Here is an 18,463-nt window from a genome sequence, read left to right on the forward strand (position 1 = left end):
AATTATTTATTTTCTGATATAATTAAACAATGTCAGAAAAAGGGGAGATGCATCAATGGCTATATTTAAGAGAAAAATAAGTTTACCAGTGCAGGTTATGATCGCGCTTGTTCTTGGTGTTGTTGTAGGACTATTGCTTTATGGACAAAAAGACATCGCGAATTATATACAACCGCTTGGTGATATATTTTTAAACTTAATTAAAATGATTGTTATTCCAGTCGTTTTCTGTTCGCTTGCCTTATCTATTTCAGGTGTAGGTGAATCTAAAACAGTTGGACGTTATGGACTTAAAACAATTATTTACTTTGAAGTGATTACAACTATCGCAATTGCATTAGGTGTTTTGTTCGCGAATATCTTTAAACCGGGGACGGGACTAGATCCGAACAAATTACCAAAAGGTGATATTATTAAATATGAATCATCAGCACATGCAGCTGAACATTCTACATATGGCAATCATTTTATTGATACCATTGTTAATATCATTCCGACGAACTTTTTCGAAGCATTAGCTAAAGGCGAATTGCTTCCGATTATCTTCTTCGCTGTATTCTTTGGATTAGGAATTGCAGCTATCGGAGAAAAAGGAGAGCCTGTTAAAGCTTTCTTAAGCGGAGTGTTAGAAGCGACATTCTGGATGATCAATAAAATCTTGAAACTCGCGCCTCTAGGCGTATTCGCATTTATTTGTGTAACAATTATGACATTTGGTGCTTCAGCATTGGTTCCACTATTGAAATTAGTGGCTGTTGTTATCGGCGCAATGGTCTTCTTTGTAGTAGTAGTATTGGGCATTGTAGCTAAATTATGCGGCATCAGTGTATTTGATATTATAAAAGTATTGAAAAGTGAAATTTTATTGGCATTCTCAACTTCAAGTTCAGAAGCAGTATTGCCAGTTATGATGAAAAAAATGGAAAACTTCGGTTCTCCGAGAGACGTGACATCATTTGTAATTCCAATCGGCTACACATTCAACTTAGATGGTTCAGCACTGTATCAATCAATCGCCGCATTGTTCGTTGCACAAATGTATGGTATTCACTTAAGTTTAGGTGAACAACTTGTATTAATCTTTACATTGATGATTACATCAAAAGGTATGGCAGCGGTGCCGGGAACTTCAATCGTTGTACTTTTAACAACATTAGGTTCTATGGGCTTACCAGCAGCCGGTCTTGCATTAATCATCGGTGTGGACCGTATTCTAGATATGGTTCGTACATGCGTTAACGTAGTCGGTAACGCATTATCAACAGTCGTTATTGCGAAATGGGAAAATGTCTTCGATAAACAAAAATCTGAAGACTACTTAAAATCTATTTAAGCAATACACACGTATAGAGAGGTTGTTAAAACCTGACTCTAAATTTAAATTTTCTGACATAATATTTATAAAACTATTAAAAAAAACACCGGCGTAAAAACGTCGGTGTTTTCGTATGCTTAATGATGCATATCATGAATCTTCATCATTAAACCATGTGGAATATCATCATGTTCTACCACTTTTTTCTTACTGAACTCATCAGTACCTACTTTTTTAACAAGTACCACAAAGTCGCCTTTTTTAGGCTTAAATTGATCGTCAGAATCAACTTTAACATTCTTCTCAATGTGATTATCTTTTTCACTGATCATTTTTTCAACCGTTTGATTATCTTTCATAATCCCGTAATATGTTTCTTTTTCGCCAGAAGCAAAGATCATAATAACTAATACGATACATGCGATTGTTAAAAGCGCAATCAGTGATATACCTAATGTTTTGCCATTCTTTTTCATATGTGTGAAACTCCTTTCTTTATCTGTTAATAGATATACCGAAAAATGATAAAAAAAGCAATGAATAACAACATGGTTATATTTGTTATAATGAAGTGTAACTTAGTCAAAAGGAGAGAGCACGATGCATATTATTGTTTATTGCGGTGCAAGCACAGGACAAAATCCAGTGTATTTAAAAGCAGCAGAAGCGTTAGGTACATGGATGGCACAACACAATTATGGCTTAGTCTATGGCGGCGGCAATGTCGGTTTGATGGGACATCTCGCAGATACGGTTAAACAACATCAAGGCCATGTGGTAGGTGTCATGCCGAAATTCTTAGAGGAAAAAGAAATTGCACATCAAGGTTTAGATGAATTGATAATTGTTGATACCATGGCTGAGCGTAAAGCAGCTATGTTAGATAAAGGGGATGCTTGTTTAGCTTTACCTGGGGGACCAGGAACGTTAGAAGAAATTACGGAAATGGTTTCTTGGGCAAGAATCGGTCAAAATGCTAATCCATGTATCTTTTGGAACGTGAATGGTTATTATGACAAAATCGAAGCGTTTTATGACCAAATGGTTGAGGAAGGTTTTTTAAGTCAGGCAGACAGAGATTTGATTTTATTCACAAATGATTTTGAAACATTAGCAGCCTTTTTGAGAGACTATCAGCCACCGCATATACGTCAATATAAATAAAATAGACATCATGTATCAAAATAATGATTACTTTGATACATGATGTCTATCTTTTAGTTTGAAACTAGGTCAGATTTTGCCTTTGCGCCATAAAAGTAAAAAGACAATCGCAACGATAATCATAGAGATACCGAGTGTCGCAATCCAAGAAGTCGGGCTATGATCGTTAAGCGGAAGCGGTACGTTCATACCGAAGAAACTGAATACTAAAGTCGGTAACGTCAAGAAGACTGTAAAGAGTGTTAAAGTCTTCATGATATTGTTCATATCATTTGAAAGCAGAGATTCATATGAAGTCGTGATACTTTCTAAGATACGTGTATGCAACTCTGTTGTTTCAATGGCTTGGTTTGTTTCGACAAATAAATCTTCAATCAAGTCTTCATCTTCTTCGAAACGTTTAATCGGAGGCAGTTTGAAAAGTTTATTGAAGACATCTTCATTACCTTTCAATGCAGCTAAGAAATAAACCAAACTCTTTTCAACTTCCATCAAGTTATAAAGTTGTTTGTTCGTTACTTTTTTCTTCAATTCACGTTCGATGCGTAATCTTGATTTATTCAATAAACGCAAATTACGGTTGTAGTGGTTTGAAATGGTTAATAAGATATTCAACGCAAATTGACTGCGATAATGCAGATTTTGACTAGATTTCGCAAAGTGATCTAAGAAATCAACTTCATGATCGCAAATCGTCATAATGCGTCTGTGTCCAATAATAATACCCAGTGGAATTGTCATAAACGAAATAATTTTATTGTTCGTATTATTGACGATTGGAAAGTCGATGATGATTAAAGAATAACCTGTTTCGTCATCAAATTCGACACGTGCGCTTTCATCCGCATCCAAGGGGTCTTTTAAGAAGTCTTCTGGAATATTAAAGCGCTCAATCAAAGATTCTACTTCTTCTCTCGAGGGCTCGGTAATATTAATCCATAAAGCTTCCTCTAAGGAAGTGGTATGAATATCTTGATGAACATTATGTTTATAAGCTGTAATCATTCTGAAGCTTCCTTTCTGTGTGTAAATCAAACATGCAAGGTTTAACATCTATCGTTTAAGTTAAAACTATAGAGAACGCTTTGCTCGATTTATTTGATATGTGCTTAATTATAGTACCATAATTTAATGATTTGTGTAGTCTAAATAAGGAGAGATGCGACACATGGCAACGACAATCCAATACTTATTACGTATGATTACAAATGAAATGAAAGTAAAAGCTGACCAATTGTTAGGTGTATACGATATTACGTTAGAACAAGCGCAAACGTTACGTTATATTTTTGAAAGTGACACAGGCGTCATTCCGCAAAATGATTTAATTCATATTTTTAATCGTAAAGGCCCAACAGTGAGCAGCGCGTTGAGAAGTTTAGAAAATAAAAACTTAATAGAACGTATCAGTGATAAAAATGATACACGTAAAAAAGATGTCGTCTTAACTGCAGTCGCAAAAAAAGATGTCAGAGAAATTATTGAAATCTTAGATGAAGTGGAATCTACTTTATTTTTAGACATTCCAAAAGCTGACCAAGCGGCATTAAAAGAGATATTATTTAAAATGAAAGATAATCTAAATACCTTAAATGAAGAAGATAAAGAATTCTAGTTGTGTATAATTCGTGAATAATAACGCGATACTTTCTGAAAGCGTTGCTGTCAGTTATAATAATGAGTGATGCAAAAAGGAGGGTTTTTAGGTATGCGTAGAATTCTGTATACATTTTTAACTTATACAATTATAGGCTTATTATCAGGTGTTTATTATCGTGAATTGACAAAAGCCTTTGAGTTTACAGGCAAAACACAACTTGCGATTGTGCATACACACATACTAATGCTTGGTATGTTTATGTTCCTAATCTTATTAGTCTTTGAAAAACTGTTCTCAATCAGTAAATACTACTTATTTAACTGGTTCTATTATGTTTATAATATCGGCTTGATTGTGACAGTCGCACTACAAGGCATTAAAGGGACAATGCAAGTGACTGGCGCAAGTGTTTCACCAGGTATTGCTGGAATTGCAGGACTAGGTCACATGACGTTATCAGCCGGCTTTATTATCTTGTTCTTCCTATTGAAAAAAGCAATTTTAACACATCCGATTGAAGGACAAACCAACCAAAATAAAAAACTTTAATCTTTATTTTTAAAAGAGATACGACTATTTGTGTTGTGTCTCTTTTTTTAATAGCTAAAGTTTTCCTCATACAACTAAATCATGTAAAATATAAGTGAGAACAATTTTCAATTAATGATTATGCAGCACAGAGAAAAACTAGGAGGCAAGCATAACTATGAAAGATTTAACTATTATCGGCGGAGGACCTGCCGGTTTATACGCAAGTTTTTATGCAGGTATGCGCGGCATGAGTGTGCGTTTAATAGATGTACAACAAGAGTTAGGTGGCAAGATGTGTTTATATCCTGAAAAAATCATTTGGGATATCGGTGGTGTCGCACCGAAACCTTGTTTTGAAATTACGAAAGATATTATTGATCAAGGCCTGCATTTCAATCCAGAAGTACGCTTACAAGAGCGTGTGATGGATATTCATAAAGTTGCAGAACGTCATTTTGAAGTGACAACAGATCAAGGCAATGTATATGAATCTAAAGCAGTCATTATTGCTATTGGTGGAGGAATTATCCATCCGAAACCCTTAGATATTAAAGATGCGAGTCGTTATCAAATCTCAAACTTGCATTATGTCGTACAAAAATTATCACGCTTTAGAAATAAACGTGTATTAATTTCCGGCTCTGGCAATTCTGCGATAGATTGGGCGTGTGAAATAGCGCCTTATGCAGAAAGTGTACATTTGATATATCGTAAGGATCAGTTAAAAGGCTTTGAAGCGATGCAAGATAAGCTCGCAACATTTGGTGTGATTCAACATCCAAATAGTCAAATCACTGCGTTGATCGGGGATGAAGCACAAGAGAATATTGCTTCAGTAGTCATTGAAAATAGTGCGACAGGAGAAGCGGAAACTTTAGAAGTCGATGATGTCATTATCAGTCATGGCTTTGATATTGAAAATCCATTGTTAGAAGATGCTTCAACTAAACTAGAAATGATGAATGATTATCAAATTAAAGGACAAGGTAACGCACAAACGAGTGAAGCGGGTATTTTCGCTTGTGGTGATATTATCCATCATGATGCCAAAGCACACTTAATTGCGAGTGCCTTTAGTGATGCAGGGAACGCCGCAAACCTCGCAAAACAATATATTGAACCTGAGGCAGCGAAAGAAGGCTATGTCTCAAGTCATAATGAGGCATTTAAAGAAGAAAACAAAGAAATTATTAAACAATATAATGAATCATAACAGTAGAAAAGGGATGTCTTCTCGAACGTGAGAGGACATCCCTTTAAATGTTTATATCTATTTATTTAAATCTGGTGTTGTAGCTGAAGTGCGTTCACGTAATTCTGCTTCAATTTCTTCTAAGCTGCGTCCGCGAGTTTCTGGTAAGTATTTTGCTACGAAGAATAAAGCAAACACACCAATTACTGCGAAGATTAAGAAGACACCATGTGTTGGTAAGACATCAGTTAACATTGGGAAGAATTGTGCGACTGCTAAACTTCCAATTGAAAGTGTTAAAGCAGCGATTCCTGTTGCGGCACCACGTGCACGCATTGGGAATAATTCCGGCAACATTACCCAAAGTACAGGGCCCCAAGAGAAGCCGAAGAAAATAATAAAGATTGTAAGACAAACAATGCTGATCCAAGCTGCTGATTGGATACCCATGATCCAAATCAGTAATGCCATAATGACTAATGATGCGACCATACCGATATTACCGATAATTAATAATTTCTTACGGTCTACTTTATCAATAATCATAATCGCTACAATTGTCACAAGTACGTTGACTGTACCGATACCGACTGAACCTAAGATAGAAGCAGAGTCACCTAAACCTGCTTTAACAAAAATAGTCGGTGCGTAGTAAATAATTGCGTTAATACCAATGATTTGTTGGAACAATGCGAAGACACAACCGATGATAATCGTTGGACGTAACCATGGTGAGTTTAATACTTTCCATGTACTTTCTGAAATCGCATTGATTTCTTTCATTTCTGAGATTTCATGATCAATCTCATTTTTAGGGAACGTTAAAGCCATTACTTTACGTGCCGCATTTTCACCGCGATGTTCAAGCAGCCATCTTGGACTTTCTGGCATAAAGATAACACCGACTAATAAGATGACAGAAGGGACAACCGCAAGCCCTAACATCCATCTCCAGCCTTCGACACCTGCGAAAGCGTAACTTGTTAAGTATGATGCTAAAATACCGATTGTAATCATTAATTGGTTTAATGAACTTAAAGAACCACGTGATTCTGTCGGTGCCATTTCGGATAGATAAACTGGCACAATAGCTGTTGAACCGCCGACTGCTAAACCAATTACTAAACGACCGATGACTAACATAGTTAAGTTAGGCGCAAGTGCTAGAGCTAATGCACCTACTATGTAAATAATTGCGATAATAAAGACGACGCGACGTCGACCTAATTTATCTGATGAAGGTCCACTTAAACCTGAACCGAAGATTGCGCCAATCAACATTGATGAAACGACAAGTCCTTGTGTGGTACCGTTTAGCGGGATTTCATCTGGAATATAAAGCAGGGCACCTGAAATAATACCCATATCATAGCCATATAGTAATCCGCCTAGTGCACCAATGAAAAAGATGAGGTTTTTGTTAAACGTTTTACTCATTATGAGTCCTCCTGGTTATTTTTATCGTAAATTCAGTATACGCTTTCATAAAATTAAAGTAAATATCAATATATTTCCATTAGTACAATAAAGCAAAATAGAATTAAATGTAATTACCATTTTAGTAAAAAAAGACAACTCCAAAATAAGAGTTGTCTGATTGAGTATTTAAATTATTTTTCGTTAATCTTCACGAGATAACGACCAGCACTATGATTATTTAATAAATTATCCATTGCTTCTGGCACGTCATTGAAATCAATGACGTGTTTAATAGAGTGCAGTGCTTCTGGTTTTAAGTCAGTAGCTAATCTGCGCCAAATTTGTTTGCGGACTTTCATAGGTGTTTCTGCTGAATCCACACCTAAAATACTGTTACCACGTAAAATGAATGGTAAGACTGTCGTCTCAAATGCCAGTCCTGCTGTATTGCCGATTAACGCAATACTGCCTCTATTTTGCAGGCGTTTTACAATGTCACCGACATGTTTGCCGCCGACAGGATCAATCACTGCTTGCCATTCTCTTTTGTTTAATGGTTTGTCTGAGGTATCTTCGACACGTGGGACCACATCTGTTGCGCCAATAGATTTTAAGTAATCTGCATTTTGTTTATTGCCTGTGCTTGCGATGACTTTATAACCGATATTACTTAGCATCATGACAGCTAAACTGCCGACACCGCCACTGGCGCCACGTACCAGTACAGGTGAACCTTCTACTGTTAAGCCATTGTCTTCTAATTTTTGGATGGCTAACGCTGCAGTATAGCCCGCAGTACCGTAAATCATGGCTTCTTCTAATGTTAAGTCTTTAGGAAGCGGTACAATCCATTCTTCTTTGACACGTGCGTATTCACTAAGTCCTCCATGATGAGATACACCTAGATCATAGCTTGTCACAATAACTTGATCGCCTTCTTTATAAGTAGAAGTCTCAGACTCTACAACTGTACCTGCTAAATCTATACCTGGAATAATCGGATAGTTTTTAACGACTCCCGCACCTTTTTTAGCTGCTAGCGCATCTTTATAGTTGATGCTGGAGTAAGCAACTTTGATTAATACATTTCCTTCATCTATTGTATCCATGGGTAAATCTTTAAGTTCAGTATGGATTTCTTTGCCTTCTTTTTCTGCATAATATGCTTTAAATGTCTCAGGCATCTTTATCAACCCTTTCAAATAAATAAACTAAAGCGATAGTATCACGAAGTAGCCAGAACAACAAACAGGTTGCTGTAGCTAAATGATAAATATCTGTCATAATAATATTTTCTTAAAAGAATTTTTACAATTTTGATGTTTATAGAATATAATGGAAGTGTATAAGTTAAGAGATAATACATTTAAAAGATTGAAAGCCACTCAAGGAGGAGAACAGAATGAAAAAGTTATTTGCCAGCGTTTTAACGCTATCTTTAGTGCTAGCAGCTTGTGGAAATGATGACAGCAAGAAAGAGGAAGACAACAAAGACAAAGATCAAACAACACAAGAAAGCAAATCTAATCAAGACAAAGAAAAGAACAAAGACAACGAAAGCAGCAAAGATAAAGACAGCAATAAAGAAAAAGAAAACAATGAACAAGCAAATGATGAACAAAACAATGACAAAGCGCAACAAGACGAGTCACAATCAACAGATGCGCAAAACAATGACAGCAATCAAAATGCGACTTCTGAACAATCAAATAACAATCAACAAGCTTCTCAAACATCAGGTGCCAATGATGATCAAAATAGCAACAATAACCAACAAGCAACACAGCAAACATCAAATCAAACAAATGCTAACCAAGCATCAAACCAAGGTACAAATCAAACAGGTTATGTAGCACCTTATCAAGGTCAAAATACAGCACCTGCAGCACGTACAATTGGTAAAGCACCAGTAGATCAATCTACTTTAAAAGTATTGCCGAACTTCCCGCAATCACTACAAACTGCACAAAATGAAATCAACAACTTAAATGGTCAATCTAACCCTTACAATGACTTTGGCGTACAAGATAATGGTGACGGCAGCTATTCTTATGTGTTCAGTTTCGCAAATCAAGCACAACCTGGCACATATGCATTAGTTAGAGTCGACCAACAAGGTAAAGCAGCAATTTTAGATCCAGCGTATCAAGCAGGTCAATAATATAGTATTTAGTTTTAAGTTCAAATAATTAGAACATAAGATAATCATGCAAAAGGCTCAGCACAAAATATGCTGAGCCTTTTTAATATTATTTTTAGTTTTTACGTCTTTTTTGACGTTTAGGTAAATGTTGCACAATCAAGCTTGCGATAGTTTCAAATGAATGATTATCTCGATTAATGTATGCACTTGCAATATAAGGAATTTCTTGGTTTGTGAGTGCTTTGGTTAATGATTCAGCATCTTGATATGTGACTTTATCAAAGTCTTGCCAAACTTCTAGGTATAAACCGCGTTCTGCTTGATAGTGTTCAAGGTTTGGAGTATAAAGCGCAACGGTTTTATCAATAGTTAATGCATCAAAGACAACTGACGAATAGTCACTGACTAATACATCACAAGCAAGTAATAAATCTTGTGTCTCAATTTGAGCAGCAGGTTGAATGACTGCTTGCGGTAATTGTGTTTCAGCTTCTTTACTTTCGATATGCCCACGATAAATCACATTATAATGATCAAGCAATGACTCAGAAAGTGGTAACATATCGTTTGGTTGTGGATCTGTTTTCCATGTCGGCAAGTAAAGTAACGTCGGTTTGTTAGGGTCTAATTTAAGTTGTTGTTTCATATATTGAACATAAGTTTGTTCTTTATATTTATCTAATAAATATCGGACACGTGGGTAACCGCATGCGACAACTTCTGTATATTGCATAGGGAAGGCTGTTTTAAACAAATCAGCTGCATGAGAACTATCGCATATAAAGTAATTTTGATGTAGCCACTTGTTGTATTTTCGTGCACGATAATTATAAATTTCTTTATTTTGATAAGGTTCTGAGCTGTCTAAGAATAACTGTTTTAAAGGCGTGCCATGCCACAATTGAATGATTGTACCGTTCGGTTTGATGTGATCGGGTATATAACTTTCAGCGACGACAACTTCCGCGTTTTCAATTAGTTCTTGTGCTTCTTCATGTTCTGGTGATACAAAGTGTGGGCCTGTGGCATCATTTGTGATAAAGAAAGCAGGATATTTAGAGTAATGCTTAGCAAAATAATTAAATAAATAGCGAGAGTTGCCTCTAAAGCCATAATCAAATCCTAAGAAAACGACAGCACCGTTTAATTCCACTGCTTGTTTTTCATAAATATTGCTCATGCTTTGATGCTTTTCAATACTGCGACTGAGTACTGAACGTGTTATAAAGTGCGGCAACATAAAATGTGTCTTCCAAAGTAGTGAATCGACAAATCGTTCAGGCTCAGGTAAAGCTAAATTGCGGAACTTAAACGGTGGTTTTTGATGATGTAAGTAAGCTAATTTATTTAAATTAAATTGTGTAATTGCGTTATATTCATGTTGTTTAATACTTTGATAGAATGTTTGGGAAGTACGGATTGTATGTTTAAAATCAAAGATTACGTGACCATTTGTTTCTACGTTTTGATTTAATAACAGGCCAATTGCTAAATCAAAAGCCGTTTCACAGTGTACTTCATCTATAACGTCTAATACTTGCTGAATACTGAAAATAAGATTAGGAAAGTGATTAATATTATTCATCCAAGTATTAAAGTTGATTGTCTGATCTCCAAAATAGCGACAATCATTTTGATAGTACTGATCGATGGTGTAGTCAACAACGATTGAGTTTTGTGTTTCATGGTGTTTCAATGCTTCTAATTGATCAGGATAAATATCTATATTTAAATCAGAAGGAATAAAATGCGTGTAACCTTTAGCTAAGGCTTCTTGAAGGTTAATGCGCATTTTTTCATTTGATTGATATTCTGTTGTTAATATTTTCATATTATGACCTCAGTTTGATTATATTAAACTATATTTTAACATTTTGACTGCAAACTGTGAATGACAAGACGTATACGTTATTAATTAAACTGTACTATTATAATTTAAATTTTGACTAATACAGATGATTCATAACATTTTGTGATGTAAGCGAATACATTGGTATGTAAGGGTTTCCAAGTAGAAAACAGTTTGAAAAAATTATGAAAAACTAATTGAACAGCTCCATAAATCGTGTTATATTATATGTGAAATAAATCACAAGACTAAATTTGATTTTGCAAATAAATATAAACACAAAATAAACTACAGAAAGAAGCGACAGAAATGTTAGTATCTTCATTTGATCCATTCCACAATTTACTTATTTCAAGTCTCGTAGCAGGTGTGCCAATTATCTTATTCTTGCTATGTTTGACAATCTTCAAAATGAAAGGAATTTATGCTGCATTAACAACATTAATCATCACAATGGTTGTTGCAGTATTTATCTTTAAACTTCCTGGAACGATGGCCACTGGGGCGGTTATCGAGGGATTCTTCCAAGGTTGGTTCCCAATTGGTTATATCGTTATTATGGCAGTTTGGCTTTATAAACTCTCAACAAAAACTGGTCAGTTCAGTATGATTCAAGATAGTATCGCTACAATCTCTCAAGACCAACGTGTGCAATTATTGTTAATCGGTTTTTGTTTTAACGCGTTCTTAGAAGGGGTTGCAGGTTTCGGTGTACCGATTGCAATCTGTGCGATTTTATTAATTTATCTTGGTTTTAAACCATTACAAGCAGCGATGTTATGTTTGGTCGCTAACTCAGCAGCAGGAGCATTCGGGGCTATTGGTTTACCTGTTGCCGTTATTGATACTTTGAATTTACATGGCGGTATTACTGCACATGAAGTTTCAACTTATTCAACATTAACTTTAGTATTCATCAACTTCTTTGTTCCGTTTTTAATTGTCTTTATCATTGATGGTTTCAAAGGTATTAAAGAAACACTACCATTTATCTTAACGGTTTCAGTGGTATATGCTGGTTTCCAAGGTGTGTTAACATTCTTCCAAGGTCCAGAGTTAGCAGACGTGTTACCACCTTTAGCAGCAATGGGTGCTTTAGCTATTATGAGTCGTAAAATGCAGCCGAAACATATCTTCCGTATTGATGAAAATGTGAAACCACCGGTTACACAAAAATTAAACTTTAAACAAATTATGTATGCATGGAGTCCATTCTACATTTTGACAATCTTAATTATGTTTTGGAGTATGCCATTCTTTAAAGGCTTATTCTTACCGGGCAAACCATTAAGTTTTTTAGCAGCTAAATTTACAGTGCCAGGTACTTATAGTGAAGTGACTAAAAAAGCTATTGTGTTGAACTTGAATATCTTAGGTTATACAGGTACAGCAATTTTATTAACAATTATTATTACTGTATTGTTATCTAAAACAACTGGTTTTAAAGATGCATTTAGTTTATTAGGTGAAACATTTAAAGAATTATGGATTTCAGTTGTCACAATCTGTTTTATCTTAGCTGTTTCAAAATTAACAACTTATGGCGGTTTAAGTGCTGCAATGGGACAAGGTATTTCTAAAGCAGGCGGTATCTTCCCATTATTCTCACCAGTATTAGGTTGGATCGGTGTATTCATGACAGGTTCAGTAGTTAACAACAACTCATTGTTCACACCAATTCAAGCTTCAGTTGCTAGTCAAATTGGCGTTAGCGGCGGCTTATTAGTTGCAGCAAATACAGTAGGTGGGGTAGCAGCAAAAATTATTTCTCCACAATCTATTGCGATTGCGACAGCAGCCGTTAAACAAGTAGGTAAAGAGTCTGAACTCTTAAAAATGTCATTACGTTACAGTGTAGGCATGTTAATCTTCATCTGTATCTGGACATTAATCTTATCTTTAATTTTGTAATAGGTAACAAGGAAAATAAAAGAAGCGGAGTCGAAATTATTTCGGCTCCGCTTCTATATTTATCACAATAACTAATTATTCAGATGTTTCTAATGCTTTCGCAAAATCTTGATAGACACTATCTGCTGAATAAGTTTCAACAGTCGCAAAAGCATTTTCGATAATCTTTCCTTGTTCAGAAGGTGGTGCAGACATTACATTTAAAATGTGTTCTGAAAGGGAAGATATATTTTGATATTCAGCCAGGAATCCATTTTGGTTAGATTGAATTAAAGTTTCAGGTCCTGTATTCCCTTTAAAGCTGATTACGATGCTGCCTTGATTCATGGCTTCTAAAATGACTAAACCAAACCCTTCATTACGAGATGGTACTACTGTAATCATACTTTCTGCCAAACGTAATGGCAGATGCAATGTAGCAGGATGCAACTGTACAATATCTTTTAATTGATGTTGTGAAATGAATTCTTCGAGGTCATGTTTTTGTTGACCATCACCATAGATATGTACAGTGAAATTCATTTCACGTAAACTGTCTTGAATCATTTCTACACTGCGTAATAAAAGATCGAAACCTTTTTCATATTCTAATCTCCCAGCCGCAATAATTTGCGGTTTCTTTGGAATTTCAATACGAGGTTCATTCATCATATTTGGAACGACATAGACAGGGGTGTCAATGATTGATTTGAATGCTTTGCGATCAGCATCCGTTAAGACTGTAATACGATTTAAGCGTTCATAAGCAGATTTAATTTCTTGTTGATAACTCTTAGTGTAAGCTTCCCAGTTCATATGTTCCATGCCGACAGTTAGGACGTGGTCAGGTGCATAATCTGCAAGCAGCAAATTATAGCTGGCACGTGTACCGACTAACACATCTGTTTCTACATGTTGAATCGCATGAACGATTTTCTTTTCAACATGACTTGAAAATTGCGATAAGCCAGGTTCATTTTGAGTGATCAGTTGCGGCTTGAGGAATGGTGTCCATTTACGTAGACGATTCATCAAGATATCTACTAAGTTATGAGGTTTTAAATTATAATCGACCAATGCTTTGACTTCTATATCTTGATGCAGTTTGAAATAAGGTGCTTTACTTCCTTTGAAAACTGATATAATTTCCACTTTATGACCTTTCACTGCCAACACATTTGCGAGTTGTGTTACGGCCTTGACAGTACCGCCCATTGAATAAATGTTGTGCATTAAAAAAGTGATAGATTTCACGTGGTGTCACCCCTCCTGTATATTTCTGTTTAATTATAGCATAATTCAAACTATGCAATACAAAGGTACATGCTTTGCAATATATTTTTAACCTGCACTTAAAACAAAATGAATCGTATTTTCGTGTTTAAGCACCTTCCCCCTTTTGTCTTAATCTGTTTATGTATATAATAAAGGAATAGAACGAAATCATTTAGCAACAATATCCAGGCATGACTTAGGTGTGTTATTTTTTTAAGTGTTTAATTAAGCGCTTTCTCAAGAGAGGGTTGAGAGAAGAGAACGACATACTTAAGAAGGTGTCATCTTCATTATGAAAAAGGGGGCTGTATTTGTTATGAGTTCACAACATAGCAAAACAGATGTCATCTTAATTGGTGGCGGAATCATGAGTGCGACATTGGGTACATTACTAAAGAAAGTTGCACCAGAAAAAGAAATTAAAGTATTTGAGAAGTTGGACGCATCTGCACAAGAAAGTTCAAATGCATGGAATAATGCAGGAACAGGGCATTCTGCACTATGCGAAATGAACTATACGAAAGAAATGCCTGACGGTTCTTTGGATATTTCTAAAGCCTTAAAAATTAATGAACAGTTCCAAGTTTCTAAAGAATTCTGGTCTTATTTAGTAAAACACGGTAATTTGACACAGCCAGAAGCATTCATTCATACGGTACCGCATATGAGTTTCTGTATCGGTGTGCGTAATGTAGATTTCTTAAGACGTCGTGTCAAAGCATTGAAAGAAAATGCATTATTTAATGAAATGACAATGACAGAAGATAAAAACCAAATTGAAAAATGGTTGCCTTTAATGATGGAAGGCAGAAATAACAATATTCCAGTTGCAGTCAGCCGTGATGAGACAGGTACAGATGTTAACTTTGGTGCTTTAACACAAAAACTATTTGACTTCTTACAACAAAACCAAGTCGATGTAGAGTATGAGCATCAAGTTACAGACTTAAAACAACGTAAAGATGGTACTTGGAAAGTTAAAGTGAAAGACTTAAAAACAGAAGAAACAACAACTTATATTACTGACTTTGTATTTATCGGAGCTGGAGGCGCTAGCTTGCCACTGCTTCAAAAAACACATCTGCCAGAATCGAAACATATCGGTGGATTCCCAGTCAGCGGTTTATTCTTAGTCTGCCAAGATCCTGAAATTGTAAGTCAACATAATGCGAAAGTGTACGGTAAAGCTAAAGTAGGCGCACCGCCGATGTCAGTACCGCATTTAGATACACGTTATATTGACGGTAAACAATCATTATTATTCGGTCCATTTGCAGGATTCTCACCTAAGTTCTTAAAAACAGGTTCAAACATGGACTTATTCAAGTCAGTTAAACCAAACAACTTATTGACGATGTTATCTGCAGGTGCGAAAGAAATGAAATTAACACAATATCTGATTTCACAATTAATGTTGTCAGATGATGAACGTATTGAAGAGTTACGTGAATTTATCCCGAATGCGAAGAAAGAAGATTGGGATATTGTCGTAGCAGGCCAACGTGTTCAAGTCATCAAAGATACAGATAAAGGTAAAGGTACATTACAATTCGGTACAGAAGTTATTTGTTCTGAAGACGGTTCGCTTGCCGCATTACTTGGCGCATCACAGGTGCTTCTACAGCGGTGGATGTAATGTTAGATATTTTACAACGCAGCTATAAACATGAATTCCCAGAGTGGGAAACAAAAATTAAAGAAATGATTCCATCATTCGGTCAAAAACTTGCGGAAAACCCAGAGTTATATAAAGAAGTTAAAGCGGATGTTGAACATTATTTGAAATTAAATAATCAAAAATAAGCCATAAAAATAGCGCTTCAGTCAGATTTAATTCTGATACTGAAGCGCTTTTTGTTTTTTATTGATTTAATGGTTCCAAAGTTGGTGTGTTATCTGCTTGTGATAACGGCATACTTAAAATAAAGGTACTGCCTTCACCTAGAGTACTTTCCACTTTAATATCTCCACCATGTAAACGCATAATCATTTGTGCGATGGCTAGACCTAAGCCATTGCTTGTCGCAGAAGAATTTCCTTTATAGAAACGTTCGAAAAGATGAGCTTGTACATCCTCTGACATACCTGGACCATCATCTGTAATACGACAAATCATAGTTGTATTATTTTCAGAGAATACATCTATATCAATACTGCCTTCTTGTTTAGTATATTTAATTGCGTTGGTCAATATATTATGAAATGCCTGATAAAGCAGACGATAGTTACCTTTGACTGTAATTGGTTCAAGATCAGTCATAATTAATAAGTCTTTGGCGTCAATCGCATACTGTTCGTGACGCACCATTAAACGCAGCATCTGAGTAATTTCAACGTCATCGTCATAATCTAAGTGGTCGTTGTTATCTAACTCTGCAAGCAATAACAATGCTCGCGTTAAATTACTAAGACGACTCGTTGTCGCATGGATTTCATCTATATAATACTGTCTCGTTTCGTCGTCTTTCGCTTGACTGAGACGATCTAATAGCTGATGGATATGCGTTAAAGGTGTTTTGATTTCATGCGAAACATTTTGAACAAAGTGCTGACGCATGTCATCAAGTTGTTTAAGTGACACACGCATTTGTTCGAAACGATATTGGAGCGTACCTAGCTCATCATGACGTGTCGTTTCTATCGGTGTGCTAAAGTCACCCTCCATCAAACGATTAGTTGCATTTTTAAGTTGTGTAATTGGTTTGATTAACGTGTAAGTTGAACTGATAATCAGTACCATCGCAATAATGAGTAATAACACAATTAATACTGCTAAGAACACACGGAACTCACTGAATGATTTACCGATATCAGGACGCATAAACACCGCTACATTACCTTCTGGTGTCTTAAAGCGTGTGCCGACAGTATTGTTGGTTTCATTATCAAAGAAACCTGTCACAAAGAGTTGGTAGGGATGGTTTTTAATTCCGTGATAATTATGTCCTTTCAATACACTATCAATGGTCTCTTGAGTCAGTGTATCGCGTCTGAAACTTGCGCCATAAAAAGTTTTATGACCTTTTTGATCGACAGTGACAAGCTGGAAGTTCAGTTCGCTTAAATGTTTGAAGTAGGCTTTCATATTAGTTGTATGGGATTCTTTTTGGTACTTTTTAGCTTCTTGTAAGGTGGTCATAATCTTATGGTCATTTGAGGGTTTCAAAGCAACGTGATACAAAACATTGGTCAAAATAAAACTTGCGACAGCGCTGAGTAATAAAATGACAATCGTGTAGACTGCAATCCGTGTATAAAGTGATTTAAACATGAACTTCCACCTTATAACCTAAGCCTCTGACCGTTTCAATCGTGACATTACTGCCGATTTTCTTTAAACGGTTACGTAAGCGTCTGATATGCACATCAACCGTACGGTCATCCCCTTCATAATCAAATCCCCATACACGTTCAATACATTCTTCTCGTGAAAAAACTTGTTTCTCATGACTTGCTAATAAGAAGAGTAAGTTAAATTCCTTATTCGGTAAGGTCATTGTTTTTGTATCGCAAGCAATTTCTAAATAAGATTGGTTCAGTTTTAAGTTACCGATGGTTAATTCATTTTCCGCATTAATTTGATAGCGTCTTAAAACAGCTTTGATCCGGAAGATGAGTTCTTGTACTTCAAAAGGTTTGGTTACATAGTCATCAGTACCCGTTAAATAAGCTTCTTCTTTATCACTTAAAGCATCACGTGCGGTCAACATAATGACCGGCATTTCATAAGAAGCTTTTATTTCATTACATAATTCAAAGCCATCCATGCCATCCATCATAATGTCGACAATCGCAATATCAGCTTGATGTGTTTCTAAATAGTTTAAGGCATCACGCGCATTGGAATGCGTGGATGTTTTAAAACCTTCACGTTCTAAATAGGAAGATACATAATGAAGGATTTGATAATCATCATCGACAATGAGACATGTTGTCATCCTTATCACTCCTAGTAATCATTTAGATTAATTATACCTTTCAGTAACTGAGTGACACAAATATATCAAATGAACAAAAGTTTCGGTTTGTTCATATTGAGTTCATAAAGTCTGCTTACAATATAAGTATCATAAAAGAAAAAGGAG

General features: G+C 35.7%; 15 protein-coding genes and 1 pseudogene. 8 read left to right on the plus strand and 8 right to left on the minus strand.

Translation table 11 applies throughout. The features are described from left to right. Nucleotides 1-55 precede the first annotated feature (55 nt). On the plus strand, nucleotides 56-1,333 hold the full coding sequence (locus tag KRR19_RS02170; RefSeq protein WP_216733415.1) for a cation:dicarboxylate symporter family transporter: 1,278 nt from the start codon (nucleotides 56-58) through the stop codon (nucleotides 1,331-1,333). Nucleotides 1,334-1,452: 119 nt separating this feature from the next. Here the strand turns inward: KRR19_RS02170 and KRR19_RS02175 are convergent, their stop codons facing one another. Further along, nucleotides 1,453-1,791: a DUF4889 domain-containing protein gene (locus KRR19_RS02175; protein WP_002479714.1), complete on the minus strand. Its 339-nt coding sequence runs from the start codon at nucleotides 1,789-1,791 to the stop codon at nucleotides 1,453-1,455. A gap of 124 nt (nucleotides 1,792-1,915) precedes the next feature. Here KRR19_RS02175 and KRR19_RS02180 point away from each other — a divergent pair, with 124 nt between their 5' ends. Further along, nucleotides 1,916-2,479 (plus strand): LOG family protein, encoded by a 564-nt coding sequence (locus tag KRR19_RS02180; RefSeq protein WP_002479713.1) that lies wholly within the window; start codon nucleotides 1,916-1,918, stop codon nucleotides 2,477-2,479. Nucleotides 2,480-2,548: 69 nt separating this feature from the next. On the opposite strand, the gene KRR19_RS02185 is transcribed toward KRR19_RS02180, so the two are convergent. Continuing rightward, the gene (locus tag KRR19_RS02185) at nucleotides 2,549-3,484 is read right to left on the minus strand and encodes a magnesium transporter CorA family protein (RefSeq protein ID WP_002479712.1); all 936 of its coding nucleotides are present in this window, start codon (nucleotides 3,482-3,484) and stop codon (nucleotides 2,549-2,551) included. Between the two features lie 163 nt (nucleotides 3,485-3,647). Here KRR19_RS02185 and KRR19_RS02190 point away from each other — a divergent pair, with 163 nt between their 5' ends. The 3 genes from KRR19_RS02190 to KRR19_RS02200 all read left to right on the plus strand — a co-directional run bounded on the left by KRR19_RS02190 (nucleotide 3,648) and on the right by KRR19_RS02200 (nucleotide 5,823). Further along, the gene (locus KRR19_RS02190) at nucleotides 3,648-4,094 is read left to right on the plus strand and encodes a MarR family winged helix-turn-helix transcriptional regulator (protein ID WP_002479711.1); all 447 of its coding nucleotides are present in this window, start codon (nucleotides 3,648-3,650) and stop codon (nucleotides 4,092-4,094) included. A 93-nt stretch (nucleotides 4,095-4,187) separates the two neighbouring features. Beyond that, nucleotides 4,188-4,628 (plus strand): DUF2871 domain-containing protein, encoded by a 441-nt coding sequence (locus KRR19_RS02195; protein WP_002479710.1) that lies wholly within the window; start codon nucleotides 4,188-4,190, stop codon nucleotides 4,626-4,628. Nucleotides 4,629-4,785: 157 nt separating this feature from the next. Next, on the plus strand, nucleotides 4,786-5,823 hold the full coding sequence (locus KRR19_RS02200; RefSeq protein WP_002479709.1) for an NAD(P)/FAD-dependent oxidoreductase: 1,038 nt from the start codon (nucleotides 4,786-4,788) through the stop codon (nucleotides 5,821-5,823). Nucleotides 5,824-5,880: 57 nt separating this feature from the next. Here the strand turns inward: KRR19_RS02200 and glcP are convergent, their stop codons facing one another. Beyond that, nucleotides 5,881-7,239: a glucose transporter GlcP gene (gene glcP, locus KRR19_RS02205; RefSeq protein WP_002479708.1), complete on the minus strand. Its 1,359-nt coding sequence runs from the start codon at nucleotides 7,237-7,239 to the stop codon at nucleotides 5,881-5,883. A 173-nt stretch (nucleotides 7,240-7,412) separates the two neighbouring features. Continuing rightward, the gene (locus KRR19_RS02210) at nucleotides 7,413-8,405 is read right to left on the minus strand and encodes an acrylyl-CoA reductase family protein (protein ID WP_207021207.1); all 993 of its coding nucleotides are present in this window, start codon (nucleotides 8,403-8,405) and stop codon (nucleotides 7,413-7,415) included. A 218-nt stretch (nucleotides 8,406-8,623) separates the two neighbouring features. Between KRR19_RS02210 and KRR19_RS02215 the strand changes: the two genes are divergently transcribed. After that, the gene (locus KRR19_RS02215; RefSeq protein WP_023015057.1) at nucleotides 8,624-9,382 is read left to right on the plus strand and encodes a hypothetical protein; all 759 of its coding nucleotides are present in this window, start codon (nucleotides 8,624-8,626) and stop codon (nucleotides 9,380-9,382) included. Nucleotides 9,383-9,476: 94 nt separating this feature from the next. Here KRR19_RS02215 and KRR19_RS02220 read toward each other — a convergent pair whose 3' ends face one another. Next, nucleotides 9,477-11,195, minus strand: coding sequence for a CDP-glycerol glycerophosphotransferase family protein (locus KRR19_RS02220; RefSeq protein ID WP_156666777.1), 1,719 nt, complete (start codon nucleotides 11,193-11,195; stop codon nucleotides 9,477-9,479). Nucleotides 11,196-11,522: 327 nt separating this feature from the next. Between KRR19_RS02220 and KRR19_RS02225 the strand changes: the two genes are divergently transcribed. Then, nucleotides 11,523-13,124 carry an L-lactate permease gene (locus KRR19_RS02225; protein WP_156666778.1) on the plus strand — a complete coding sequence of 534 codons (1,602 nt, stop codon included), beginning with the start codon at nucleotides 11,523-11,525 and terminating at the stop codon, nucleotides 13,122-13,124. A gap of 75 nt (nucleotides 13,125-13,199) precedes the next feature. Here KRR19_RS02225 and KRR19_RS02230 read toward each other — a convergent pair whose 3' ends face one another. After that, nucleotides 13,200-14,357, minus strand: a complete 1,158-nt coding sequence (locus tag KRR19_RS02230; protein WP_002479703.1) for a glycosyltransferase — start codon at nucleotides 14,355-14,357, stop codon at nucleotides 13,200-13,202. 337 nt (nucleotides 14,358-14,694) lie between these two features. Here KRR19_RS02230 and mqo point away from each other — a divergent pair. Then, a pseudogene (gene mqo, locus KRR19_RS02235) lies at nucleotides 14,695-16,181 on the plus strand (malate dehydrogenase (quinone)). 58 nt (nucleotides 16,182-16,239) lie between these two features. Here mqo and KRR19_RS02240 read toward each other — a convergent pair. Next, the gene (locus KRR19_RS02240; RefSeq protein WP_060803618.1) at nucleotides 16,240-17,649 is read right to left on the minus strand and encodes a sensor histidine kinase; all 1,410 of its coding nucleotides are present in this window, start codon (nucleotides 17,647-17,649) and stop codon (nucleotides 16,240-16,242) included. Then, complete coding sequence (locus tag KRR19_RS02245) at nucleotides 17,642-18,316, minus strand: response regulator transcription factor (RefSeq protein ID WP_002479700.1); 675 nt, start codon at nucleotides 18,314-18,316, stop codon at nucleotides 17,642-17,644. Before KRR19_RS02245 ends, KRR19_RS02240 begins: the two co-directional genes overlap by 8 nt. Nucleotides 18,317-18,463: the final 147 nt, after the last annotated feature.

It is taken from the genome of Staphylococcus sp. CWZ226 (assembly GCF_018986355.1).
Taxonomy (GTDB): domain Bacteria; phylum Bacillota; class Bacilli; order Staphylococcales; family Staphylococcaceae; genus Staphylococcus; species Staphylococcus simulans.